Source organism: Propionibacterium australiense, assembly GCF_003666605.1.
GTDB lineage: Bacteria > Actinomycetota > Actinomycetes > Propionibacteriales > Propionibacteriaceae > Propionibacterium > Propionibacterium australiense.
The window spans coordinates 78,027-100,108 of record NZ_RCIV01000008.1 but is presented as its reverse complement, the minus strand read 5'-3'; the positions used below and the strand labels follow the sequence as shown (position 1 = coordinate 100,108).

The 22,082-nt window shown below is 67.8% G+C and carries 21 protein-coding genes and 1 riboswitch; of the genes, 9 read left to right on the top strand and 12 right to left on the bottom strand.

From position 1 onward, the window contains the following. Positions 1-537 precede the first annotated feature (537 nt). Genes D9T14_RS07840 through D9T14_RS07815 form a run of 6 tightly spaced genes read right to left on the bottom strand, consistent with a single transcriptional unit; the run spans position 538 to position 6,724 of the window. Positions 538-1,323, bottom strand: coding sequence for an SDR family oxidoreductase (locus D9T14_RS07840; protein ID WP_119161770.1), 786 nt, complete (start codon positions 1,321-1,323; stop codon positions 538-540). After that, complete coding sequence (locus D9T14_RS07835) at positions 1,316-2,197, bottom strand: sugar phosphate isomerase/epimerase family protein (protein WP_119161771.1); 882 nt, start codon at positions 2,195-2,197, stop codon at positions 1,316-1,318. Before D9T14_RS07835 ends, D9T14_RS07840 begins: the two co-directional genes overlap by 8 nt. A 54-nt stretch (positions 2,198-2,251) precedes the next feature. Further along, on the bottom strand, positions 2,252-3,208 hold the full coding sequence (locus D9T14_RS07830; RefSeq protein WP_170175749.1) for a transketolase family protein: 957 nt from the start codon (positions 3,206-3,208) through the stop codon (positions 2,252-2,254). Position 3,209: 1 nt separating this feature from the next. Further along, entirely contained in the window at positions 3,210-4,064 is an 855-nt protein-coding gene (locus D9T14_RS07825; protein ID WP_119161773.1) for a transketolase, read from the bottom strand. A 42-nt stretch (positions 4,065-4,106) separates the two neighbouring features. Beyond that, entirely contained in the window at positions 4,107-5,165 is a 1,059-nt protein-coding gene (locus D9T14_RS07820) for a zinc-dependent alcohol dehydrogenase (protein WP_119161774.1), read from the bottom strand. Beyond that, positions 5,162-6,724, bottom strand: coding sequence for an MFS transporter (locus D9T14_RS07815; protein WP_259340975.1), 1,563 nt, complete (start codon positions 6,722-6,724; stop codon positions 5,162-5,164). The genes D9T14_RS07820 and D9T14_RS07815 overlap by 4 nt, the downstream gene beginning before the upstream one ends. A gap of 840 nt (positions 6,725-7,564) precedes the next feature. On the opposite strand from D9T14_RS07815, the gene D9T14_RS07810 reads away from it, so the two are divergent. From D9T14_RS07810 to D9T14_RS07805, 3 genes are all read left to right on the top strand, one after another. Beyond that, the gene (locus tag D9T14_RS07810) at positions 7,565-8,623 is read left to right on the top strand and encodes a LacI family DNA-binding transcriptional regulator (RefSeq protein ID WP_119161776.1); all 1,059 of its coding nucleotides are present in this window, start codon (positions 7,565-7,567) and stop codon (positions 8,621-8,623) included. 141 nt (positions 8,624-8,764) lie between these two features. Further along, positions 8,765-8,965 carry a hypothetical protein gene (locus D9T14_RS13325; protein ID WP_126464261.1) on the top strand — a complete coding sequence of 67 codons (201 nt, stop codon included), beginning with the start codon at positions 8,765-8,767 and terminating at the stop codon, positions 8,963-8,965. Between the two features lie 928 nt (positions 8,966-9,893). After that, on the top strand, positions 9,894-10,346 hold the full coding sequence (locus tag D9T14_RS07805) for a hypothetical protein (protein ID WP_119161777.1): 453 nt from the start codon (positions 9,894-9,896) through the stop codon (positions 10,344-10,346). Between the two features lie 299 nt (positions 10,347-10,645). Here the strand turns inward: D9T14_RS07805 and D9T14_RS07800 are convergent, their stop codons facing one another. The 3 genes from D9T14_RS07800 to dtd all read right to left on the bottom strand — a co-directional run bounded on the left by D9T14_RS07800 (position 10,646) and on the right by dtd (position 13,308). Continuing rightward, positions 10,646-11,878 (bottom strand): hypothetical protein, encoded by a 1,233-nt coding sequence (locus D9T14_RS07800; RefSeq protein ID WP_119161778.1) that lies wholly within the window; start codon positions 11,876-11,878, stop codon positions 10,646-10,648. Positions 11,879-11,971: 93 nt separating this feature from the next. Next, on the bottom strand, positions 11,972-12,760 hold the full coding sequence (locus D9T14_RS07795) for a winged helix-turn-helix transcriptional regulator (protein WP_232012334.1): 789 nt from the start codon (positions 12,758-12,760) through the stop codon (positions 11,972-11,974). A 116-nt stretch (positions 12,761-12,876) separates the two neighbouring features. Continuing rightward, entirely contained in the window at positions 12,877-13,308 is a 432-nt protein-coding gene (dtd, locus tag D9T14_RS07790) for a D-aminoacyl-tRNA deacylase (RefSeq protein ID WP_119161780.1), read from the bottom strand. 449 nt (positions 13,309-13,757) lie between these two features. On the opposite strand from dtd, the gene D9T14_RS13650 reads away from it, so the two are divergent. From D9T14_RS13650 to ygfZ, 3 genes are read left to right on the top strand one after another with little or no spacing between them, the layout of a single operon-like run. After that, a complete protein-coding gene (locus tag D9T14_RS13650; protein ID WP_170175748.1) occupies positions 13,758-13,916 on the top strand; it encodes a hypothetical protein in 159 nt (52 codons plus the stop codon). 3 nt (positions 13,917-13,919) lie between these two features. Beyond that, positions 13,920-14,423: a heme-binding beta-barrel domain-containing protein gene (locus D9T14_RS07785; protein ID WP_119161781.1), complete on the top strand. Its 504-nt coding sequence runs from the start codon at positions 13,920-13,922 to the stop codon at positions 14,421-14,423. Between the two features lie 19 nt (positions 14,424-14,442). Beyond that, positions 14,443-15,408, top strand: coding sequence for a CAF17-like 4Fe-4S cluster assembly/insertion protein YgfZ (gene ygfZ, locus D9T14_RS07780; protein ID WP_119161782.1), 966 nt, complete (start codon positions 14,443-14,445; stop codon positions 15,406-15,408). Positions 15,409-15,553: 145 nt separating this feature from the next. On the opposite strand, the gene typA is transcribed toward ygfZ, so the two are convergent. Further along, entirely contained in the window at positions 15,554-17,431 is a 1,878-nt protein-coding gene (gene typA, locus D9T14_RS07775) for a translational GTPase TypA (RefSeq protein WP_119161783.1), read from the bottom strand. 345 nt (positions 17,432-17,776) lie between these two features. On the opposite strand from typA, the gene D9T14_RS07770 reads away from it, so the two are divergent. Further along, a complete protein-coding gene (locus tag D9T14_RS07770) occupies positions 17,777-18,322 on the top strand; it encodes a hypothetical protein (protein WP_119161784.1) in 546 nt (181 codons plus the stop codon). 13 nt (positions 18,323-18,335) lie between these two features. Here the strand turns inward: D9T14_RS07770 and D9T14_RS07765 are convergent, their stop codons facing one another. Further along, a complete protein-coding gene (locus D9T14_RS07765) occupies positions 18,336-18,515 on the bottom strand; it encodes a DUF8730 family Cys-rich protein (RefSeq protein ID WP_119161785.1) in 180 nt (59 codons plus the stop codon). A 93-nt stretch (positions 18,516-18,608) separates the two neighbouring features. On the opposite strand from D9T14_RS07765, the gene D9T14_RS07760 reads away from it, so the two are divergent. Beyond that, entirely contained in the window at positions 18,609-20,246 is a 1,638-nt protein-coding gene (locus D9T14_RS07760; RefSeq protein WP_119161786.1) for an FAD-dependent oxidoreductase, read from the top strand. On the opposite strand, the gene D9T14_RS07755 is transcribed toward D9T14_RS07760, so the two are convergent. Continuing rightward, positions 20,235-20,513, bottom strand: a complete 279-nt coding sequence (locus D9T14_RS07755; protein WP_119161787.1) for a metal-sensitive transcriptional regulator — start codon at positions 20,511-20,513, stop codon at positions 20,235-20,237. The two genes, D9T14_RS07760 and D9T14_RS07755, sit on opposite strands and share 12 nt — an antisense overlap. A 370-nt stretch (positions 20,514-20,883) precedes the next feature. Here D9T14_RS07755 and D9T14_RS07750 point away from each other — a divergent pair, with 370 nt between their 5' ends. After that, positions 20,884-21,507 (top strand): queuosine precursor transporter, encoded by a 624-nt coding sequence (locus D9T14_RS07750; RefSeq protein ID WP_232012332.1) that lies wholly within the window; start codon positions 20,884-20,886, stop codon positions 21,505-21,507. Between the two features lie 103 nt (positions 21,508-21,610). Beyond that, a riboswitch (cobalamin riboswitch) is annotated at positions 21,611-21,821 on the top strand. The last annotated feature ends 261 nt before the right edge of the window (positions 21,822-22,082 follow it).

Below are 22,082 nucleotides of genomic sequence, written 5' to 3'. Positions count from 1 at the left end.
TGAGAAAAAGCATGTCTGTGCGTCACTCACTCCGGCCACGACGGGCAGCCGGACCTGCGGTCGCCGTAGTCGCTGGCCGTCAGATGCTGAGGCTCATTCACGGGAAGCTCAGCGGGAGATGAAATCCCTAGCCATAGCCTAATTAATTGAGGCCGTGAATAAGCCTCTATGAACAAGCCTCGCCGTGGACCCTGCCGAACTGGTACCCGGCCGGCGAGACACCGGAGTTCACCGCGGCACCATCATGCGGGGCGAGAGCCGGAGGCGCAGGGGTAGGGGAACGGGAATGGTACGGGGGCAGGTAGTGCAAGGCGAGAGCCTGGGGCGCAACGGTACGAGGGCAGGCTGCGAAGAGCGAGAGCCTGAGGCGCAGGGATGAGGGCTACACGCGCTCGTCGGCATTTCCGGCGTGACGCGAGAGCCGGAGGCGCAGGGGTAGGGGAACGGGAATGGTACGGAGGCAGGCAGTGCAGGGCGAGAGCCTGGGGCGCAGGGGTGAGGGGCAGCGACGTCGCTGCCCCTCACCCCTTGGGCGGGTCAGATCGTGACGGCCCAGCCGCCATCGATGGTGAGCGTCTCACCGTTGACGTAGTCCGATGCGCGGCTTGCGAGGAACACCGCGCTGCCCATGAGATCGTCCAGCCTGCCCCAGCGGCCGGCTGGGATGCGGTTGGTGATCTTGTTGTAGAACTCCGGGTCCTTGCGGAGCTCCCGGTTCACCTCGGTGGCGAGGAAGCCCGGGCAGATGGCATTGGTCTGCACATTGTCCCCGCCCAGCTCGTTGGCGAGAACCCTGGTGAGCCCGACCACGCCGTGCTTGGCGATGGTGTAGGGCGGGCACTGCTTGTTCGATGTGAAGGACAGTGCGGAACCGATGTTGATGATCTTGCCCGAGCCCTGGCTCTTCATGATCAGGCCGATTCGCCGGCCCAGCAGGTACGAGACGTTGAGGTCAAGCTCCATGCACCGGCGGTAGTCCTCGTCGCGGTACTCCTCGAAGTCGCCGAAGATGCTCATGCCGGCGTTGTTCACCAGCACGTCGATGTGCCCGAACTTGTCGAGGCAGTCGGCGACCACCGCGTCCAGGTACTCGGGATCGGTGAGATCGCCCTGCAGGAACTCGACGCGCCTGCCCTCGTTCGTCACGATCTGCCGGATCTCCTCCACATCGGGGGCGAAGTGCGGGATGTACAGGTCGGCGCCGGCCTTCGCGAATGCCGCCGCGTAGGCCATGCCGAGTCCCAGGTTGGCCCCGGTGACGACGGCGACTTTTCCGTCCAAACGGAAATAGTCCATCGTGAATCGATCGATTTCGTCATTCATGTGCTTCTCCTTCCAGGGGATTCTCTGCGTGGACTGCTCGGATCAGGTCGATGGCCTCCTTGGCGATCGCGCTGGAGTCGGTGAAAGTGGTCCGCCAGATGCTCAGCCCGTCTCCGCCGGCCCCGAGGATCGAGCGGGTGAAGGCTTCCAGCCCGTAGCGGCCCCGGTAGCCCACGGATCGGGCGGCGCGTACGACCGCGGCGTTGTCGACGGCGCCAGTGAGGATCGACCCGCGTGCCGACTGCCCCAGTTCCAGGTAGGCCATCCGGGGAGCCGCGGATCGCACGGCCTCCAGCATGTCGGACTCCTCGATGGCCATGTGATACGAGTCGAGGTGGATCCACAGGTTGTCCGATCCGCTCGCTGCGACATAGGCGAGCGCCTGCTCGGCGGTGTTGAGAAATGAGCTCTCGTACCTGTTGACGACCTCGAAGGCGAGCTTCACTCCCGCGTCCTTCGCGTAGTCGGCTGCCTGCCCCAGCAGCACGGCCGACTCGGTGAAGCGGTCCTCGCCGAAGGGGGCGGAGGCGTCCTTGAACAGGGCGTAGTTGACCCCGTTCATCTGGTCCGCGCCGAGATCGTGCGCGTAGTCGATGCAGCTCTTCAGTAGGTCGAGTCCGGCCCGGCGCTGGGCGGCGTCAGGCGAGGAGACATTCGCTCCGGGCGCCTGGGTGCCCATCGCTATGGGCTTCACCCCCGCGTTCGCCAGCTGCTGGGCAAGACCGGCCGCCGGGGTCGTGGCCCCGTCGATGGGGCCAAAGGCGACATGGGTGTAGCCGAGGCGGGCCATGTCCTCGAGCGCGTGATCCAGGTTCGGGTCTTCGGGTCCTGTGCAGTAGACGTTGATGCCACAGGCGACTTCAAGACGGTCCATTGTTCTCCTTCCTCGGTGTGGGGTGGGCGCATCCGCCCACCCCACACCCTGCTGTCAGTGCTCGGCTGCCTCGCGCAGCGCGTCGATCGTGTGCTGGAGTCCGTATCCGTGCTTGTCGCGGAGCTGTTCGTCTTCGCCGAAGCCGGCGTACACCTGCGGGATGCCGAGCCTCTTGAACCACGAGAGGTGGATCATCTCGTCGGCGAGGACGTTGGCGATGGCCTGCGCCAGCCCGCTCATCTTCAGGTGGTCCTCGAGGACGACGAACCTGCCGGTCTCGGCGGCATTCGTCCGGATCGATTCGACGTCGATGGGCTTGATGGTGAACATGTCCACGACGCGGACCGAGATGCCCTCCTTGGCCACCTCTCGGGCCGCCTTGATCGCCTGGACGACCATCTCGCCGTGGGTGAACAGGGTGATCTGGTCTCCGTCCAGCGCGGTGATGGCCTTGCCGATGGTGATGGAGCGCTCGTCGAAGTCGTAGATGACCGTGTCCTTCTTGCCCACACCGGTGCGGATGTACATGGGTCCGGGGTAGGTCATCGACTGCTCCAGCACCTCCTTGACCATCATCGGGTCGCTGATCGAGATGACCGTCATGTTGACCAGCGAACTCATCAGCCCCAGGTCCTCGAGGGCGTAGTGGGTGGAGCCACCGTTGCCCTGGAGCCCCCCGTGGGTGCCGATGATGCGCACCGGAAGATTGGGGTAGCAGACGTCGGTGCGTACCTGCTCCATCGAGCGCATGCTGAGGAAGGGAAGCATCCCCGACACCACGACGATATTGCCCTCGTAGGCGAGCCCGGCCCCGATACCGACGGCGGCCTGCTCGGACAGTCCCACATCGACGAACCGATCGGGGTGGCGGTCCATGAACTCTCTGAGCGTGGCGCAGATGTCCGGAGTGACCGCCCACAGGTTCGGGTACGTGTCGCCGAGATCAGCCAGGGTCTGACCAGTCACCGAACGGGACGAGATGACGACATCGAAATTCATGGTCTCGGGCATGTCAGTTGTCCTTTCGAGTTGTGGCGAGTGAGTCCAGTGCGCGCTGCAGGTCCTCGGCTCCCAGCGAGCCTGCATGCCAGCCGATGTTGCGCTCCATGAAGTCGACGCCCTTGCCCTTGACGGTCTGGCAGATGATGGCGGTCGGTCTCGTCGACGTCGTCTCCGGCAGTGAGTCCAGGGCCTCGACCAGGGCGCTCATGTCATGGCCATCGACCTCCATGACGTCCCACCCGAAGGCTCGCCACTTGTCGGCATAGGGCTCCAGGACGATCCGGTCCTCGGACATCGAGGTCATCAGCTGGTGGTTCCGGTCGATGACTGCCACCAGATTGCCCAGTTCGCGGCTGCGTCCGGCGATGGCGGCTTCCCACACCGAGCCCTCGCCGGTCTCTCCGTCTCCCATGACGGTGAACACCCGGTGCTTGGCCTTCTGCTGCCTGGCGTGCAGCGCCATGCCGACGGCCAGCGGCAGGCCATGGCCCAGTGAGCCGGTGGACGCCTCGACACCGGGCAGCTGGACCTTGCAGGGGTGCATCCCGTAGGCCGAGTCGAGCTGCCCGTAGGTGCGCACGATCTCGTCGTAGTCGAAGAAGCCACGGATGGCCATGGCGATGTACATGCACACTGCGGCATGTCCCTTGCTCAGGATGAAACGGTCGCGCTCGGGGTTCTGGATGTCTGCCGGATCGATGCGCAAGCCGTACTGGAACAGTGCGGTGAGCACGTCTGCCACTGACAGGTCACCACCGATGTGAACGGAGCCGTTGTAGGTGCCGCACAGCTTGAGCAGTTTCTGCTTCAGCTCGTAGGCGCGGTCCTCCAACTCCGCGACCGTGATGTTCTGACATTCAATCATGTCGTCGTTCCTTTCACTGTGGGTGGCCGCCCGATGGGGCGGTCACTCGCCTTCGATCTGGTTGCAGCGGATGAGGATCTTCGGGTACCTGCCGGACACCTGGGCCTCGAAGGCGGCCACGGTGTCGTCGAGTTCGAACACCTTCTCGGTGAGGGCATCGAGGTTCATGCGGGGCAGGATCTGGGCTGCTCGCGGGTAGGCGTAGGGAGACACGAACAGGCCCGTGATGGTCAGCTCCTTGAGGTAGCAGTACTTGTGGATGTTGAGCCCGAACTCGTAGTCGCCGGGGTACATGGCGCCGAAGATCAGGCGTGCGCCGTAGGCGGCGATCTCGGGCAGCGGCTGGATGCCGTGCACCGATCCCGAGCAGTCGATGACGATGTCGTAGCCCAGTCCGCCGGTGAGCTTCATCGCCTCGGCGGCCACGTCGTCGCTGGTGGGGTCGATGGTGTGGTCCGCCCCGTACTGCTCGGCCAGCTCGCGGCGGTCGGCGATCGGCTCGATGAGCGTCAGGTCGGTGGCGCCCATCATCTTCAGCACCTGCAGCGACAGCAGACCGATGGGGCCGCCACCGCAGATCACGACTCGTTCGCCGATCCTCGGAGCCGCCTTGTCCGCGATGCGTACCGCGACCGATGTCGGTTCCAGCAAGGCGCCCTTGCGAAGCGGCACGTCGTCGGGGAGCTTGTATGCCTGGGACTCGTGCCACACGATGTTCTCGGCCATGCCGGGCCGGTTGTACTCACCGGAGCTGGCGCAGAACTGCTGCTGCCCGTTCTGGCAGTAGTAGCAGGTGCCGCAGAACCTGAGGAAGTTCCCGGCCACCCGGTCACCCACCTTGAGGCCCTTGCGGGTCGCCTTCGGGCCGAGCTCGGTGATGACCCCGGACAGTTCGTGCCCCAGCCCGATCGGCACGTCGGTTCCGAAGATGCCCTCGACCAGGTGCGGGTCGGATCCGCAGATGGAGCAGTAGGCGACCTTGATCCGCACGTCCTCGTCACCGAGGGGGTGCTCGGGGATGTCAAGGACGCCGACGGCGCCTCTCGTTGCGGGATCGGGGTCCCGGAGGCTTCCGATCTTGGTCACGTGCGCGACTTTCATGATGATTCCTTCCCGATGTGAGGTGTCATGGCAGATGCGGCTCGGCTCGCCGGAGGATGCTGCGATGCCTGGGCCGCCTCGCGGAGGCGGACGCCTTCTGCGGCGAGTGCTTCCTCTTCCTCGCCGACCGGCGGGATCTGGCCGTCACGGACGGCGATCCGGTGCTGGATGTCGACGATCTTCTCCTCCGTGAGGTCGTAGAACAGGCCGAAGACCAGCAGTGTGACGAGCAGGATGATCGCGGGGAGCCACGACGACATGAAGTGGATGCCCGCGAGCGACTCGGACGTCTGCTGCTCGACGCCCGGTTGGTACTTGACGATGTCCAGGATCCAGGTGGGGACGACGCCGCCGAGCAGCATGGAGAACTTCAGGCCCAGTCCGATGAGTGTCATGACGATGGCGGTGAGACGACGTCCGGTGTTGAGGTCCCCGTACTCAACGGGGTCGGTGATGATGGACCACAGGGCGCCCATCATGATGCCGTAGCCGAAGGAGCTGATTCCCCTGGCCGTCAGCATCATGGCGATGCTCGATGGGGAGAGGAAGGCGAGCAGGACCGCGCCGAGGGCCCCCACCACCAGACCGAGCATGGTGGTGCCCTTCTTGTGGAAGAACCTCTGCAGCCACGGCACGATGGGGACCCCCACGACCGACGGCAGGACATTCATCATCGAGAACCATGCGACCAAGTCGGGCCGCATCGCGAAGTAGGTCATGTAGTACACCCCGGATGCGGACTGGATCGTGTTGAACCCGTAGACGCCGAAGAACAGCAGGAACATGAGGACCACGTACTTGTTGTGGGTGGCCTGGTGGATGATCTGCCCGATGCCGGGCGGGTCCTCGTGCGAGACGACCTTGATCCGCTCGGTCACCTGGGTGCAGGAGAACAGCAGGATGGCCACCATGATGATCGACATGAGGGCCACGGTGACCTGGTAGGAGGCCTGGAGCGACATGGACTTGGCCAGCCAGTCGCTGAGCAGCGGGATGGTCAGCGCGACGATGACGCCACCACTCTGGGCGAAGGCCATGCGGATCGACTGGAGCCTGGTGCGTTGTCTCGGGTCGGCCGTCATCACCGTGGCCAGCGATATGTAGGGCTGGATGATGAGCGTGTAGCCCATGTTGAGCAGGTTGTACGTCGCGTACGCCCACACGAGCTTCGCCGGATAGCTGAATCCCGGAGTCGTGTAGGTCAGGACCGCTGCGAGGCCGAAGGGGACCGCCGCGTACATGATCCATGACTTGTACTTGCCGTGTCGTGGATTCGCCCGCTCGACGATCCAGCCCATCAGTGGGTCGTTGACGGCGTCCCACAGACGTGAGACCAGGAACATGACGGCGATGTGCGAGGGGCGCAGGCCGAAGATGTCGGTGTAGAAGAAGGTGATGTACATCATGATTGCCTGGAAGACTAGGTTCATGGCGAAATCCACCAAGGAATACCCGAAGATCTCCTTGCCGCGAAGTTTGTAATACCCCGGCTCGGGACCGCTCTTCTCCCATTGTGAAGACGTGTCCGGCCGGGGGCTTGGGGGTGACTTCTCTGTCACTGATCCATCCTTTCTGGACAGCACTGCAAAGACTGACGCACCGTTGCGTCAGCCTGCTCCTAGACATCAATATGACACGTGTCACCTCAAAAGGGAAGAGGTTTTCGGTAACAAATATGACACGTGTCACCTCTGAGGAGTCAGGTGCGGGCCGATGGGGGCTCGGCGTCGCTGCTCGGTCTGGCTGCCGGTGCGAGGCCCACTGGTGCGGTGACTACGGCCGGAGCGGGGATCGTGGGTCATGCTGGCAGGTTCGGTCGGGGTCTGGCTGTGGTGTGCCCGATGCGGATGATCCGCGTGGCCACCTGCCGGTCAGGGGCTCCCCCTGAGCCAGGGGATGGCCCTTGGGCGTCCTCGAGGCCTGCGTGGCAGACTCGCCGTGAGCCCGTGAGCCCGTGAGCCCGTGAGCCCGTGAGCCCGTGAGCCCGTGAGCCCGTGAGCCCGTGAGCCCGTGAGCCCGTGGGCCGGATGCCGGTCCGGGTGTGACGTGTCGTTGCGCAGGCGTCCAGCGGCAGGGCGCCCGCTCACCTCGCCGCTGGCGGGGTGTGGGGGAGGGCACGAATGAGCCGTTGCCGAGTACCAGCCTGACTGCCGCTTCGGCCGGTTTGTCGAAAGGGGCGCGGTGGTGAGCGCTCGGGAACTCGCCGCCGCCTGCTCGCCGGGTCCGGTCGCGGCTGTTCCTCTGTTCGGCGTGATCGGCTCAATGCATCCGTAGATTCTTCTTGCGACCCTGTCGGTGCCATGGGCCTTGGTAGGGTTCAACTAGCCCGTCAGCTGACAGTGGATCGCTTGAGGTGGCAGTGGCGGTCATCGGTCATGGCAACGGCAAGGATGAATTGAATGGCTGAACGTAAGGAAAGGCGAGCACCGACTCGCGCTGATGTCGCGCGACTGGCGGGCACGTCTTTGGCGACGGTTTCCTATGTGATCAATGGGGGGCCCAAGAAAGTCTCTGCCGAGACCGGTGACAAGGTGCGGCGGGCGATATCGGAATTGGGCTATCGGCCCGATCCCATTGCGCGGCAACTGAGAGGTTCCGAGTCATCGGTTCTCGGCCTGCTGGTTCCGAATCTGCGTGGTCCCTTCTTCGTCGACCTGGCGGAAGAAATCGAGCGCCAAGTGCGGTCCCGGGGAAAGCTGCTGCTGATCGCGTCGACGAATTTCGACCCGGAGACCGAGGAGGAACTGGTGGCGGACTTCTTGAGCCGCCGGACGGCGGCGATCCTGTCCATCGGGCCGACGCCGCGTCTCCTCCCGGAGTCGGCTGAGCACGGCACGTTCCACGGGGCGCTGACCGTCATGCCGGGCGGCCGCATGGAACAGGCGGTGTCGATTGGTATCGATCAGCGTGAGGCCGCGCGCCTGGCCGTCCAGCACCTGGTCGATCATGGTTGTCGATCCGTGGCGGCCATCTTCGGTCCCGAAGGGCATACGGTGTTCAGGCCTCGCATGCGTGGCTGGCGTGACGTCACCGGGCTCGACGACACGCAGAGTCAGCAGCTGTCGCGCTGGGCCGATTACTCCTTCGGCGGGGGGTACCGGGCGGCAGTTGAGCTGGTGCGCGACGGTGCCGTCAAGCCGGACGGGCTCTTCGTGTCGAATGACACGCAGGCCGTCGGGGCCTTGGCTGCGTTGAGCGATCTGCGGGTACAGGTGCCGGAGGACATCGCCGTGGTCTCCATTGACGCCGCGCGGATATCCGGGTTCACTACTCCGGCCCTGACGACCGTCGAACAGCCTACCGGGTTACTCGCCTATGCCGCATTGGATGTGGTGGAAGGCCTGACCCCAGCAGGCCCTCGAACCGTCACCGTGCCTCATCGGCTGGTGATCCGCGATTCGTGTGGCGGCGATGGTGGTATCGAGCCGTCACGTCTGGCGAAGTACCACAAATCGTGACCAGCCTGCACGGGGTGGATCACGCGTGAGATCTGCCATGGGGCCAGTCATTGAGGAGTGCTTGGTGTTTTCGGTCAGTGAAGGAAGGGCCGTGGGTTGGCAATGCGCTTGTCAATCCCATGAGAGCCATATGTGGCTCACGTGCTCGACGAGGAATGGGTTGAGCTCCTCCCGGTGGAGCGTGGTGATGAACTTGACGCTTTTGGTAGGTATGCAGCGCTCCTCGTTGGTGACAATGGGAGAAACAGAGGTGAGTGCGGTGTGCTTGCCTTGGCCGAGGTTCACCATTGGACTGCGATCATCGAGGATCATGAGGCTTATTCGCAGAGGCTCAGAGAGTGATGAGACCCCTAGTCATAGCTTGATTCATTGAGGCTATGAATAAGCCTCCGTGAAGCATGCAGGGCAGCTGGTCGGGCGTCAAATGGGGCCGAGGTGCGCCGCGCCGTGGGCCTGTTGTGTGAGGCCGTTCGAGGCGGCTGCCTGACGAAAGAGGCCATATCGGCAGTGGCAGATGATTTGACTCGCAGTAAGTATGGAGACGCTTATTGACAGGAGGCTCAATGGGGAAATGAAACCCCTAGCCATGGGCTGATTGATTGAGGCTGTGAATAGGCCTCAGAGTGCCCTTTGAGTACGGTGGTTTCATCGGCTGGGCGGAGCGGAATGGCCTCCTGTCTTGATCTGCTGATGAGGTAGTCGGTGGCGCTGCTCACGCATGGACCAAGAACTCCTCGCCGACGGGTTACCGAGCAGCAGGCATGCTTAAATCAACGGAAGTCGCCCGTTTCTGGGGTTCAAGGGTGTGAAATTACCAAGTTGCGTCAGAAAAAGCATGGCTCAAGTCCTTGAGCATCGAGATGGTAGTCCGGGAAGCCGGTGCAGGCGTGGTGTGCTCGTCCATGCCGGGGCGATCCAAGTATTCCTCGTTGAGGGGGGTCTTCCCGGCCGTGGATGGTGAAGGCCCGGTTCCAGAACTCGTTGTTGTTCTGGTGCGAGGGGAGGTTGTGAGAAGCGCTCGGGGTGGGTGTCAGATTGATTGAAAGAGTGCAGAACATGGTAAATCGCGGGGCTGGACTACACCCGTGCGCAGGGCAAAGGCCGGTGGCGTGCTGAACCCGTGGCGCTCAGGGCTCGGTGCAGTGGCCTGAGCCGGTGAGTCTTGTTGTGCCGGACAGCGGCAGGGAACCCAGCTCTCGTGCCCCGCCTTCCTCAGTGAGAGAATCGGGTCGTGCCGTCGTCCCCGGCGGACGCGAGAAATGAGGTCACCATGGACTTCGACGTGCTCGACTTCGCGCGGCTGTTGAGCAGGCTCCCGGCTCACCTGCCGATCTCGGACGACTACGACGGGTTCGTCGACGGTGAATACCGGTACTCGAAACCTTGGTACGCATCACAGCGCCAGCACATGGTGGCGTGGTTCCGCGGTCAGGCCACCACTGGGGCAGGTGCTTACACCAGGAACACGCCGAACCATTCGGCACGCAGGGCGTACAACCGTCTTCTGGATGCCGGTTCGCGGCTGTGGACCAACGAGGCATTGGGGCAGGATTCCGATCTCGTGAGGCGGGCGGCGGAAGCAGCCGCCCTGGAGAGGGAGTACCGCAAACGCTGCCGGATCGTGCGCGAGCACCTGCCGTGGGATCAGGTCGCCAGGCTGGCCGAGGCCAGGAGCACACTCGGCGGACGCATCAGGGCGCTCGGGAAACGGTTCCGCCGCTGATACGGCTCCGATGCTGTCGGGGCGCGCCACGGTTGCGTGACCGTCCGCTGGGGCCGAGACTCCGCTGAATCAGAAGCCATCCGCCCGTCGGATCACCGCGAACTCGCCAAACGCGACTTCCGCGGAACCGGCTCGGGTTGCTTCTCACCGGCTCTCGACCCCTGGGGATCCTTCCCGGCCATGCCCTTGGTTACGGTGGTGGGGAGTTCGGGGTGCGGTGACGGGAGCGCCTGATGCCTTCGGGTACTCCTCACAACTGCTGGACGACCGGCGGGGGATTCAGCGGGCCCGGTGTCGGGTCAGTCGTGTGCTGGTCGTGGGGTCTGTCCGCTCACGCGCAGGGCGTTGTTCCCGAGTGCGGGGCGGCCGGTCTCGAGCAGTTCCTGCCAGGCGGCGTCGCGGGACTCGCCGGCCTGGAGCTCGGCAACCAGCTGCGGGTCGATGAGGGTGACGCTGACCAGCGCCACCTCGAGGGCGCCCCAGACCTGTTCGCCGGCGATCCACTCGGAGGGCGCGCCGAGCAGCACGTTGACCCGTCCGTCGGGGCCCCGCAACTCGTCGGGACCGTCGGTCAGCTGCATGACGAAGAAGCCCCTGCGGGTGATGCGTTCGTAGACGAGCCCGCCGTTGATCGCGAAGTTGGCCACCCGGCGCAGCGTGTGGAAGATCCAGTAGTCCTCGAGCTCGGAGCCCGGCGTTATCCGGGCGTCGGCCTCGGCGAACAGTTCGACACGCAGGCCGTCGTCCGGGTTCGGGTCTGCCAGCCCCTCGGACAGGATGATGGTCGTGCCGTCCGGCGCGCCGAACAGCTGCCACAGTTCCGGCCCTGCCGGCCAGGTGTTCCGTGACAGCCGGGGCCAGCGGTCATCGAAACGGGCCGCGCCCAGCGGCTCCAGTCCCGAGCCCGAGTAGAAGGCGGCGCGGTCGCGGCGCACGGCGTCCACCCCGGTGAACTCCTGCTGGTAGAGGGCCACGAGGCTGGTGTCGACGCTCACCGGCAGGTCGCCGATCGGTTTGTCGGTGATGAGCCGGGTGCGCAGCATCCTCGCCTCGACGACGAAGACGCGCGGCGGGTCGGCGGCCAGGGCGCGCAGCCTGCGCAGATGGGCGATCGACTCGACCGGCATGTCCTTGAAACCATTGCCCAGCGGCTGTGCGGCGTCGCCGTCGACGGCGGACACGAAACAGACCGCGTAGCTGCCCCTACCCGCCTCGCGGACGACTTGGAGGGCGCGGCGCAGGTGGTCCTCGGCGTCCCACTGCTGGATGTGCAGACCCCTGCGGGTGATGCGCATCGTGTAGTAGCCGTCGGGCAGTGATGCGAGCCCCACGGCGGAGTGGGTCCGGTAGCGCAGCGGCCCGCCGCGTAGTTCCTCCTCGTCGGTGAGCACGGTGCCGGTGCACGTACCGGCCTCGCAGCTGATCCAGCCGACCCGCTCGGGCCTGTCATCGAGCAGACCCAGCTGGACGATGCGGCGGTGCATCGTCTCGAGGCTCTCCCGCCCGGTGGGGGTCAGCGCAATGTCGTGCATGGCCCCAGTATGGCCGCTCTCCGGCGGCCGGCGCAGCGCGGGTCGCAAGGGTGAACTCGTCGTGTGCCGGCCCGGACCCGATCCTGGCCGGTGTCAGGCGCGGGGGTCGAAGCGGTAACCGACGTTGCGCACGGTGCTGATGCACTGGTCGTGCTCGGTGCCGAGCTTGGCGCGCAGGCGCCGGACGTGCACGTCGACCGTGCGGGTACCGCCGTAGTAGTCGTAGCCCCAGACGTGCTTCAGCAGTTCCTCGCGGCTGAGCACCAGGCCCGGGTGCGCGACGAGGAACTTCAGCAGCTCGAACTCGGTGTAGGTCAGGTCGAGTTGCTCGCCGCCGACCGCGGCGGTGTAGGCCGACTCGTCGATGACGATGGCACCGCTCGACAGCGTCTCGTGCTCGTGTGGGGCGATGAGCAGGCGCAGGCGCGCCTCCCACTCGGCGGGCCGGGCCCCCTCGAGAATGAAGTCGTCGACGCCCCACTCGGGGGAGACGACGGGCAGGGACTCGGGTGCGATGAGCAGCAGCACCGGTTTCTCACCGCTCGCGGCGGTGATCACCTGGCAGGAGGTGCGGGCCGCGTCGAGTTCGGCCCGGGCGTCGACGATGACGGCGTCGGCGAGTTCGAGGTTGTTGAGGGCCTCCGCGCCGTTGGCCACGGCGATGAGTTCGTACTGGAGCAGAGCGAGGTTCTCCGGGGGGATGAGACCGGCCGGGCAGACGAACAGCGCGTGGGCCATGCCTGCCTCCCGTCTCGGACCGTCTCGGGCGGCCGCCTCGACGACGGCCGATCGCTGGGGGCCGCCCCGGAGCGCTCTCTCCTGCTCACACCGGGCCTGCCCCCAGGGGACGAACGCGCCCGGGCTCAGGATAGTTGAGCGCATGATCCGCAGGCTCCGGGCCGCCCAGAATCCGATGCCGCCCGTGACCGGTCCGACCGGCCGCCGGCCGGTGGTGGGTCAGGTCAGGCCAGCAGGAAGACGGGCTTGACGGCCGGAGGTCAGTCGTCGCTGTCGAGCAGGATGGTCACCGGGCCGTCATTGACGAGCGCGACCTCCATGTGGGCGCCGAATCGGCCCGTCTCGACGTGGGCGCCGGCTGCGCGCAGGGCCGCCACGTAGGCCTCGACGATCGGTTCGCTGACCGGGCGGGGCGCCGCCGCGCTCCAGCTGGGGCGGCGGCCCTTGCGGGTGCTGGCGTAGAGCGTGAACTGGCTGACCACCAGCACGGGCGCGTCGAGATCGGAGGCGGATCGCTCGCCCTCCAGGATGCGCAGGGTGAAGGTCTTGGCGGCCATCGCCGCGGCCGTGTCGGCGGTGTCCTCGTGGGTGACGCCGACCAGCGCCACCAGGCCGGGCCGGGGCAGGGCGCCGACGACCTCACCGTCGACGCTCACCGAGGCGGACAGGGCGCGTTGCAGGACGACTCGCATGGCTCCATGCTCGCACGGCGCACCGGTTCCTCGCCCCACTGTTCACGGCATCGGCGGGGCGGCAGGTCCCCGGCAGCATGCCGGCGCCACGGTCACCGGTCTGAATGGCCGGAAGAGGCGGCCGGGATCACGGGGTCGCCACGCGCCCAGATCCGGCGGCCGGCTGCTCCGGTACGGAGGCTCAGCGGGCCGTTCCGCGCCGCCATGCGTCCAGTTCCGGTCGACCCGGCGCTGGCTCAATGGGCGCGCCGTCGCCCTCATGTGTGGGGCGACCGTCGGATCACTACCGGCTTGGGAGACCGTGCGCGCCGTCGCCCTCATGTGTGGGGCGACCGTTCCGGCCGGCCCGGCGCGGGCTCAATACCTGGATGCCCCGCCCGGCCGGTGAGCCCACCGGGCCCATCGTCTCGCCCGGCCGGGGCTGGTCGCAGCGACCTAGACTTGCTCGCGTGGCGATGCTCGACGTGATCCTTCTTCTTCTCGCAGTGGCCGTCGTGGCCGCCGCGGCCATCGCCCTGCTGAGCGTCGTGGTGCGCTGGCTGCGCCGCCGCGAGGCGCGAGAGGTGCGCCGCCACCGCCCGCTCACCCGCACCGACAGGAGACGCTGACAGATGCCTTTCCAGATCCCCGAGGACCTCAACCCGGCTCTCATGCCGCTGGCCTGGCTCATTGGCCGCTGGGCCGGCAACGGCCACGGCACCTGGCCCGACCGGGGCGACTTCGAGTTCGGCCAGCAGGTCGAGTTCACCACGAACGGCGAACCGTACCTGCACTACATCTCGCAGACCTACGTCGCGGACGAGAACGGCAGGCCGATCGCACCGCTGAGCATGGAGACCGGCTTCTGGCGGCCCCAGGCCGACGGCGGCGTCGAGGTCGTCCTGTCCCACCCGGACGGCTGGAGCGAGGTCTGGAACGGCCGCATCGACGGCGCCAAGATCGAGCTCGTCACCGATGTTGTGGCCCGCACCAAGAACGCCGCCCTGGAGTACACCGGCGGCCAGCGCCTCTACGGCAACGTCGAGTCGGACCTGCTGTGGACCTTCGACCGCGCCACCACGGACGTCTCGCTGCAGCCCTACATGTGGGCCCGCCTGCAGCGCAGGACCATGTGAGCCCCGCCAGGAGGATGCCATGAGCGCCGTCACCGTTCCCGAGGGGCCCGACGAGGGCCTGCTGTGGCACCGCGGCCGGCCCCTGGCCGAGCAGCGCGCCATCGTCGAGGGCAAGGCCGTCGCCGAACTGGGGCGCCGCGAGGTCGTGAGCGTCACAGGCCCCGCCCGCCACGAGTGGCTGCACTCGCTCACCACCGGCGTCTTCACCGACCTGCAGGCTGGTTCCGGCCTCGACGCGCTCGTGCTCAGCCCCACCGGCCACATCACGCACGTCCTGCACGCCGTCGAGGACGGCGAGCGGCTGTGGATGTTCGGCCAGGCCGGCTCCGGCGGCTCGCTCGGTGACTACCTCGAATCGATGGTCTTCCGCACCAGGGTGAGCGTCGAGCGCCATCCGGGAGCCCACGTCTTCTGGGCGGGCAGCAACGCCGGGGACGTCCCCGCCGGGCTCGCCCCCGACCTCGCCGCCCCCTTCGGCGACGGCTTCGTCCGCATCGCCGCCTCCGGGATCGCCGACGAGGACGAGCGGGCGGCCGGCACCTGGGCGTGGGAGGCGCTGCGCATCGCGGCCGGCATCCCGAGGATCGGCGTCGACACCGACGAACGGACCCTGCCCAACGAGCTCGGCCTGTACGCGACGGCCCTCGACAAGGGCTGCTACTGCGGCCAGGAGACGGTCGCCCGTGTCCACAACGTCGGGCACCCGCCGCGGCGCATGGTGCGCCTGCTGCTCGACGGCATGCGCTCCCAGCTGCCCGCGACGGGCGCCGAGCTGCTGCTCGACGGCACGCCGGTCGGCTTCATCGGCGCCAGCGCCCAGCACTGGCAGGACGGCCCGATCGGGCTCGGCCTGATCAAGCGCACCGTCCCCGTCGACGCCCAGCTCGTCGTCGACGGTGTCGACGCCGCCCAGGAGGTACTGGTCGACCCCGACGTGGGCCTGCACGTGAAGGCACCGGCCGGGCTGCGCAGGCGGCTGCTCTGACCGGGGCCGGTCCTGCCCTGCCGGGGCCGCCCCGCGCCGTGGGGGCGCTGACCCAGGTTCCGGCGCGCCCGGGATACGAGCCCGTGGGCCGCCCCGCGCGGCGTGCACTGGGCCGAGCCGGGGCCGGTCAGCCGTGCAGTGGCCCTCAGGCGTTCGCGTTCTGGTTGCGGTTCCTGATGCGCGCCTTGGCGCGGTCCCGGGCGTCCAGCACGACCTTGCGCACCCGGACGACGTCGGGGGTGACCTCGAGGCACTCGTCGGCCGCGCAGAACTCGAGGGACTGCTCCAGGCTCATGCGGCGCGGGGGGATGAGCCGTTCGAGTTCCTCGCCGGTGGAGGACCGCACGTTCGTGAGGTGCTTCTCCTTGGTGGGGTTGACGTCCATCTCGTCGGGCCGGGAGTTCTCGCCGACGACCATGCCCTCGTAGACCTCGTCGCCGGGGGCGACGAAGAGCTCGCCGCGCTCCTGCAGGTTGAACAGGGCGTAGCTGGACACGGTGCCCTGCCGGTCGGCCACCAGTGAGCCGGTGGGGCGGCTGCGCATCTCGCCCACCCAGGGCGTGAAGCCCTCGAAGACGTGGTTCATGATGCCGGTGCCGCGGGTGGCGGTGAGGAACTCGGTGCGGAAACCGATGAGGCCGCGTGAGGGCACGACGTACTCCATGCGCACCCAGCCCGAGCCGTGGTTGATCATCTGGTCCATGGTGCCCTTGCGGGTGCCCATCATCTCGGTGACGGTGCCCAGGAACTCCTCGGGCACGTCGATGGTGAGCCGGTCGGTGGGCTCCAGCAGGGTGCCGTTCTCGTCGCGGCGGGTGACGACCTCGGGCTTGCCGACGGTCAGTTCGAAGCCCTCGCGGCGCATCATCTCGACGAGCACGGCCAGCTGCAGCTCGCCGCGGCCCTGCACCTCCCAGGCGTCGGGGCGGTCGGTGTCCAGCACCCGGATCGAGACGTTGCCGATGAGCTCGGCGTCGAGGCGGTTCTTGACCAGGCGGGCGGTCAGCTGCGTGCCGGACCGGCCCGCCAGCGGCGAGGTGTTGATGCCGATCGTCATCGACAGGCTGGGCTCGTCGACGTGGATGAGCGGCAGCGGGCGGGGATCGGCCGGGTCGCAGATCGTCTCGCCGATGGTGATCTCGGGGATGCCGGCGATCGCGATGATGTCGCCGGGGCCCGCCTCCTCGACGCTCACCCGGTCGAGGGCCTCGGTCATGAGCAGTTCGGACAGCCGCACGGTCTGCACCGAGCCGTCGCGGCGGCACCAGGCGACGTTCTGGCCGCGCCGGACGGTGCCCTCGACGACGCGGCACAGGGCCAGGCGCCCGAGGTACGGCGAGGAGTCGAGGTTCGTGACGTGGGCCTGCAGCGGGGCGTCCTCGGTGTAGGCGGGCGCCGGGATCGAGGACTCGATGAGGTCGAACAGGGGCTGCAGGTCGCGCGAGTCGGGCAGGGCGCCGTCGGCCGGCTTGGTGAGGCTGGCTCGGCCGGCCTTCGCGGCGCAGTAGGCGATCGGGAAGTCGAGACCGCCGGCGTCCTCGTCGTCCAGCAGGTCCATGAACAGCTCGTAGGTCTCGTCGACGACCTCGTCGATGCGGGCGTCGGGGCGATCGACCTTGTTGACGACGAGGATGATCGGCAGTTTCTTGTCCAGCGCCTTGCGCAGGACGAAACGGGTCTGGGGGAGCGGTCCCTCGGAGGCGTCGACGAGCAGGATGACGCCGTCGACCATCTCGAGCCCGCGTTCGACCTCGCCGCCGAAGTCGGCGTGGCCGGGGGTGTCGATGATGTTGAGGGTGAGCTCGCGGCCATCGGTCATGGTGTGCCGGATCGCCGTGTTCTTGGCGAGGATCGTGATGCCCTTCTCGCGCTCCAGGTCCATGGAGTCCATGACACGGTTCTCCACGTCGGAGCCCTCCCGGAAGGCCCCGGACTGCCACAGCATGGCGTCGACGAGGGTGGTCTTGCCGTGGTCGACGTGGGCGACGATGGCGAGGTTTCGCAGATCCTGGCGAACGGGCATGGGACTCCAACACGACGATGGTGACGGCCGGCGAAGAGCCGCGGGCCGGGCGCCCGTGAGCAGGCGCACGAGTGGTGAGTCTACTCCGGGCAGACCCCGGCCCTCCCTGGGCGACGTTGCCATGAGGGGTCGTCCCGCGGGTGTGCGGGGCAGGGGCTGTGACGACGCCGCCGGATCCGAGACCGCCACCTCCGGGTGCGCCGGGTCGGGTGGACATGTGGTCCTCGTCCGCCGCCAGCCGCGTGCCCGGCTTCGGGCGCGACGGGTCCGATGGCCTTCTGGTCAGTGGTTTCGGTCCGGGGTGCAGGCAGGTCCTGATCGCCGTCACGTCCCTAGACTGAGGTCATGGATCGTGACGGGACCGTGAGTGACGGCTTGAAGTGGGCGAGGGCGACCGTCTTCGCCGACACGGTCTGGCGGGCGCTTCGTCGTCTTCTCCTGGGCGCCGCGGCGGTGCTGTTCGCCGCGGCCCTGGCCAGCCCGTGGTCGGTCGAGGCCAACTGGCCGTACGAGGTCCGGCTCATCGAGTGGGGGATGCTGAACCGCTCCGGCGATGGCGGCTGGCCGCAGGCGTTGTCCGTTCTCCTCGCGCTGACGGTCGTCGCGCTGTGGTGTCTCGCGGCCTCGCCCACGGAGAGGCAGAGGGGCTGGGTCGCCGCGCTCGTGAACGTCCTCGGCGTGGCCGGCGTGGCTGGCGCGGTCCTCACCACGCTGACCACGAAGACCATCTACGACGCCAGCGACCAGCGCTTCGTCGGGCCGGCAGTGGTCCTCATGACCCTCTCGCTCGTGTGCAGCTGGGTCTGTGCGGGCTGTCTGCGCGAGGAGCCGGAACTGACCGGCCGGGCGGTCAGCGGGTCCGGGCCCGCCCGGCCTCCCGCCGGTCCGTGACCGGCGTCCTGGTTCAGCGCCCGAGCAGACGCCCCAGCAGCCCGGGCTTGCGGGCCGCCGCGGTCTCCTCGGCCGTGTGTCTGCCGTCGCACCAGCGCTGTGGCGGCACCTGCGCCTTCACCTGGGCGATGTGCTGGCCGCATCCGGCCCAGGTGGTCTTGCCGCAGATCTTGCAGGTGACGGGTCGGCACATGTGCACTCCTGACGTCTCGATGTGAGCGATCACCGGGCGGCGCCCGGACACGACCGATTGTATACCCCTGGGGGTATGTGACACGATGGTGCCATGAGAATCATCATCGTGGGCGGAGTGGCAGGCGGCATGTCGGCGGCGACCAGGCTGCGCCGGCTGGACGAGACCGCCCAGATCACCGTCATCGAGCGCAGCGGCCACGTCTCCTTCGCCAACTGCGGACTGCCCTACTATCTGGGCGGCGTCATCGAGGAGCGATCCGAGCTGCTGCTGCAGACCCCCCAGTCGCTGGCGTCCCGGTTCGGCATCGACGTACGCGTTCGCCACGAGGCGATCGGTGTCGACCCCGCTGCCCGCAGTCTCACCGTGCGCGAACTCGACACGGGGGAGACCTGCGAACTGCTCTACGACGCGCTGCTGCTGAGTCCCGGCGCCCGCCCGGTGCGTCCGCCGATCCCCGGCATCGAACGGGCGCTCAGCCTGCGGACCGTCGAGGACGTCGACGCGATCGCCGCCGCCGCCGAGCGGGCCTCGACCGCCGTGGTGATCGGCGGCGGATTCATCGGCGTCGAACTCGTCGAGAACCTCGCCCGCCGGGGCCTGGCGGTGACCCTCGTGGAGGGCGCCGACCAGGTGCTCGCCCCGCTCGACCCGGAGATGGCCGAACTCGTGCACGACCGACTGCGCGCCAGCGGCGTACGCGTGCTGCTGGGGCGTACCGCGGCCGCCATCGAGTCCTCGCAGGTGGTCCTGGACGACGGCTCGGCGGAGCAGGCCGACCTGGTCGTCGCGGCCATCGGCGTGCGCCCCGACTCCCAGCTGGCGGCCGAGGCCGGCTGCGCCCTCGGCTCGCAGGGTGGCATCCTCGTCGACGAGCACTTCGCCACCAGCGTTCCGGGCATCTGGGCGGTGGGTGACGCGGTGCAGAAGACCGATGCGATCGACGGCTCCGGCGCGATGGTCGCACTCGCCCAGACCGCCAATCTGCAGGGCCGCAGCGTGGCGGACGCGATCGTCGGCCGGCCCGCCGCCGACCGGCCGGTGCGCGGTAGCTTCATCGTCGGTGTCCTCGGGCTCCAGGTGGCGGCCACCGGCTGGAACGAGAGGCGCGCCAGGGCTGCCGGCCGGGCACTGCGCATCATCCACACCCACCCGGGAGACCACGCCGGTTACTACCCGGGCGCCGAGCAGATGCACCTCAAACTCGTCGTCGACGCCGACACCGACGCGATCCTGGGCGCGCAGGGGGTCGGGGCGTCCGGGGTCGACAAACGCATCGACGTCATCGCGACGGCGATGGCCGGTGGTCTGCGTGCGGCCGAGCTGGGGCGCCTCGAACTGGCCTACGCGCCGCAGTTCTCCTCGGCGAAGGACCCGGTGAACATGCTCGGCTTCATCGACGAGAACCTGCGCGACGGGCTGGCCGAGAACCTGCAGTGGCACGAACTCGACGCGGCAGTGGCCGCCGGCGCCACCGTGCTGGACGTCCGCTCGCCCGCCGAGCACGCCCAGGCGGCCATTCCCGGCTCGCTGCTCATCCCGCTGGACGAGCTGCGCGACCGGCTGGATGAGCTGCCCGACGGCGACATCGTCGTGTACTGCGCGGTGGGCCTGCGCGGCTACCTCGCCTGCCGCATCCTCGCCCAACACGGGCGCCGGGCCCGCAACCTCGACGGCGGCCTTGCCACCTGGGTGCCGGGCTCGGCCGTCATGCGGCCCTCAGGCCAGTGAGAGGAAGAGCCGCTCCATCTCGGCCGGGTCGGGGCCGGACTGCGGGTCGGCGAGGCAGTGGCGCAGCCCCGCCGCGATGACGGCGAAACCGGCCCGGTCGACGGCCTTGCTCACCGCCGCGATCTGGGTGACCACGTCCTTGCAGTCACGGCCCTCCTGGATCATCCGGATGATCCCGCCGAGCTGGCCCTGGGCGCGCTGCAGACGCCTGACGACGGCTGCCAGGTCGTCATCGGCCAGGGCATTCGTCGGTGCTGTCCCGCTCATGCGGACTCCTTCCTCGGCGTGGGCCCGGGCCCTTGCCCGGTGCGCCGTGCATGCGGCCAAGAATACCCTGGAGGGTATCTTCGGGGCCATGTGTGCTTGCGGGCCCCTGGGGTCGTCGGTGCGTGCGGCCTGGCGTGACGAGGGGAGCTGAAAGGGCCTCGTCCGAGCGCTGGACGTGATCGCACCGGGACGTCGGGAGGGTGTGAATACACTGCCGCCCGTGACAGGAGAACCCATGGAACCCCGATCGGCCCAGCGGCCGGCTTGCGGCAGCGGCGCTCCGGGCCGGTCCCATCGCGCCGGGCCCAGGGGTACCGGCCCGGCCTATGCGAGCACGGGCGCCCGGTTCTACCCGGTCATACTGGCGGTCATGGCCGTCGTCATCGTGCTGTCGGGCATCGGCGGTTCGAAGGCGGTCCAGTTCGGCCCGATCCTCACCGACGGCGCCTTCTTCATCTTCCCGTTCAGCTACATCCTCGGCGACTCGATCACCGAGGTCTACGGCCCCCGGGCCGCCCGCCAGGCCATTACGACGGGTTTCGTCGTCAACATCGTGAGCTCGCTCATCTACTGGGTGATCATCGCGCTGCCGGGCCTGTCGGACGGCTCCAACGCCGCCCGCGACGCCGCCTTCCGGCTGGCTCTCGGCCCGGTGTGGCAGGTCGTCCTGGCCGGTGTCGTCGGTTTCGCGGGCGGGCAGAGCGCCAACTCCTTCATCATGTGGCTCGGCAAGCGACGCCACCACGAGAAGGGCCTGTACGGGCGACTCATCTCGTCGACCGGTGTGGGCGAGTTCATCGACACGCTGCTGTTCTGCCTCATCGCCTCCCGCGCGATCGGCCTGACGACGATCGGACAGATCGTGAACTACACGATCATCGGCTACCTGTACAAGATCACCCTGCAGTACGCCCTCATGCCGCTCACCGGGCGCATCATCAAGGCGCTCAAGAAACGCGAGCCGAGCTACCAGGCGGCACTGGCGGCGGCCTGAGTCGCTCATCATCCTGCGTTCCTCGCGCGTCTTCTCACGAGGAACGCAGGGTGTCGCGCCGGTCCTTATCTGAGCCCCCAGGACGTGCTCCGGCGCCGACTTGTGTACATTGAGAAGTGCTGGTTCAGCCCATCGTCAGATGGGCTGTCGTAAGAGGGAATGCCGGTGAGAGGCCGGAGCTGTCCCGCAGCGGTGTATGGGAACAACGCCACAACGAGCACTGGGTCGCAAGGCCTGGGAAGCGGTGGGGTAGGAACCGGGAGCGATCCCGAATGCCCATGAGCCCGAAGACCTGCCAGCCGCAGCGGCGTTCGCTGCTGCGCAACGTGCCCCGCGGAGGGTCCACGGATCGAAGCGATCGGTGCCCGGCGATGCGCATCATCGCCCGTGCCGACCACGGCGGTCAGTGCCAGCGGTCCCGGCCAGTGCCTGCTCGGGAGGGCCGGTGGGCAAGCCACCGGCTGAATGTGCAGGGAACTGCCGGGACCAGAAGCGCCCCGGCTGTGCCGGGGCGACGCCAGGTGAGCGTCGGGCTCGCGCCCGTCGCCCGTCGATGACCGGCTGGCAGCCAGTCC

Bases quoted from the DNA above. Each gene is read 5' to 3' on its own strand.
- D9T14_RS07810 (WP_119161776.1), top strand. From the start codon at position 7,565: ATGGCTGAACGTAAGGAAAGGCGAGCACCGACTCGCGCTGATGTCGCG.
- D9T14_RS07755 (WP_119161787.1), bottom strand. From the start codon at position 20,513: ATGAGCGGGACAGCACCGACGAATGCCCTGGCCGATGACGACCTGGCA.
- dtd (WP_119161780.1), bottom strand. From the start codon at position 13,308: ATGCGAGTCGTCCTGCAACGCGCCCTGTCCGCCTCGGTGAGCGTCGAC.
- D9T14_RS07830 (WP_170175749.1), bottom strand. From the start codon at position 3,208: ATGCCCGAGACCATGAATTTCGATGTCGTCATCTCGTCCCGTTCGGTG.
- D9T14_RS07750 (WP_232012332.1), top strand. From the start codon at position 20,884: ATGGCCGTCGTCATCGTGCTGTCGGGCATCGGCGGTTCGAAGGCGGTC.
- D9T14_RS07805 (WP_119161777.1), top strand. From the start codon at position 9,894: ATGGACTTCGACGTGCTCGACTTCGCGCGGCTGTTGAGCAGGCTCCCG.
- D9T14_RS07760 (WP_119161786.1), top strand. From the start codon at position 18,609: ATGAGAATCATCATCGTGGGCGGAGTGGCAGGCGGCATGTCGGCGGCG.
- D9T14_RS07770 (WP_119161784.1), top strand. From the start codon at position 17,777: ATGGATCGTGACGGGACCGTGAGTGACGGCTTGAAGTGGGCGAGGGCG.
- D9T14_RS07765 (WP_119161785.1), bottom strand. From the start codon at position 18,515: ATGTGCCGACCCGTCACCTGCAAGATCTGCGGCAAGACCACCTGGGCC.
- ygfZ (WP_119161782.1), top strand. From the start codon at position 14,443: ATGAGCGCCGTCACCGTTCCCGAGGGGCCCGACGAGGGCCTGCTGTGG.
- D9T14_RS07820 (WP_119161774.1), bottom strand. From the start codon at position 5,165: ATGAAAGTCGCGCACGTGACCAAGATCGGAAGCCTCCGGGACCCCGAT.
- D9T14_RS07785 (WP_119161781.1), top strand. From the start codon at position 13,920: ATGCCTTTCCAGATCCCCGAGGACCTCAACCCGGCTCTCATGCCGCTG.
- D9T14_RS07800 (WP_119161778.1), bottom strand. From the start codon at position 11,878: ATGCACGACATTGCGCTGACCCCCACCGGGCGGGAGAGCCTCGAGACG.
- typA (WP_119161783.1), bottom strand. From the start codon at position 17,431: ATGCCCGTTCGCCAGGATCTGCGAAACCTCGCCATCGTCGCCCACGTC.
- D9T14_RS07840 (WP_119161770.1), bottom strand. From the start codon at position 1,323: ATGAATGACGAAATCGATCGATTCACGATGGACTATTTCCGTTTGGAC.
- D9T14_RS07825 (WP_119161773.1), bottom strand. From the start codon at position 4,064: ATGATTGAATGTCAGAACATCACGGTCGCGGAGTTGGAGGACCGCGCC.
- D9T14_RS07835 (WP_119161771.1), bottom strand. From the start codon at position 2,197: ATGGACCGTCTTGAAGTCGCCTGTGGCATCAACGTCTACTGCACAGGA.
- D9T14_RS07795 (WP_232012334.1), bottom strand. From the start codon at position 12,760: ATGCGCTCAACTATCCTGAGCCCGGGCGCGTTCGTCCCCTGGGGGCAG.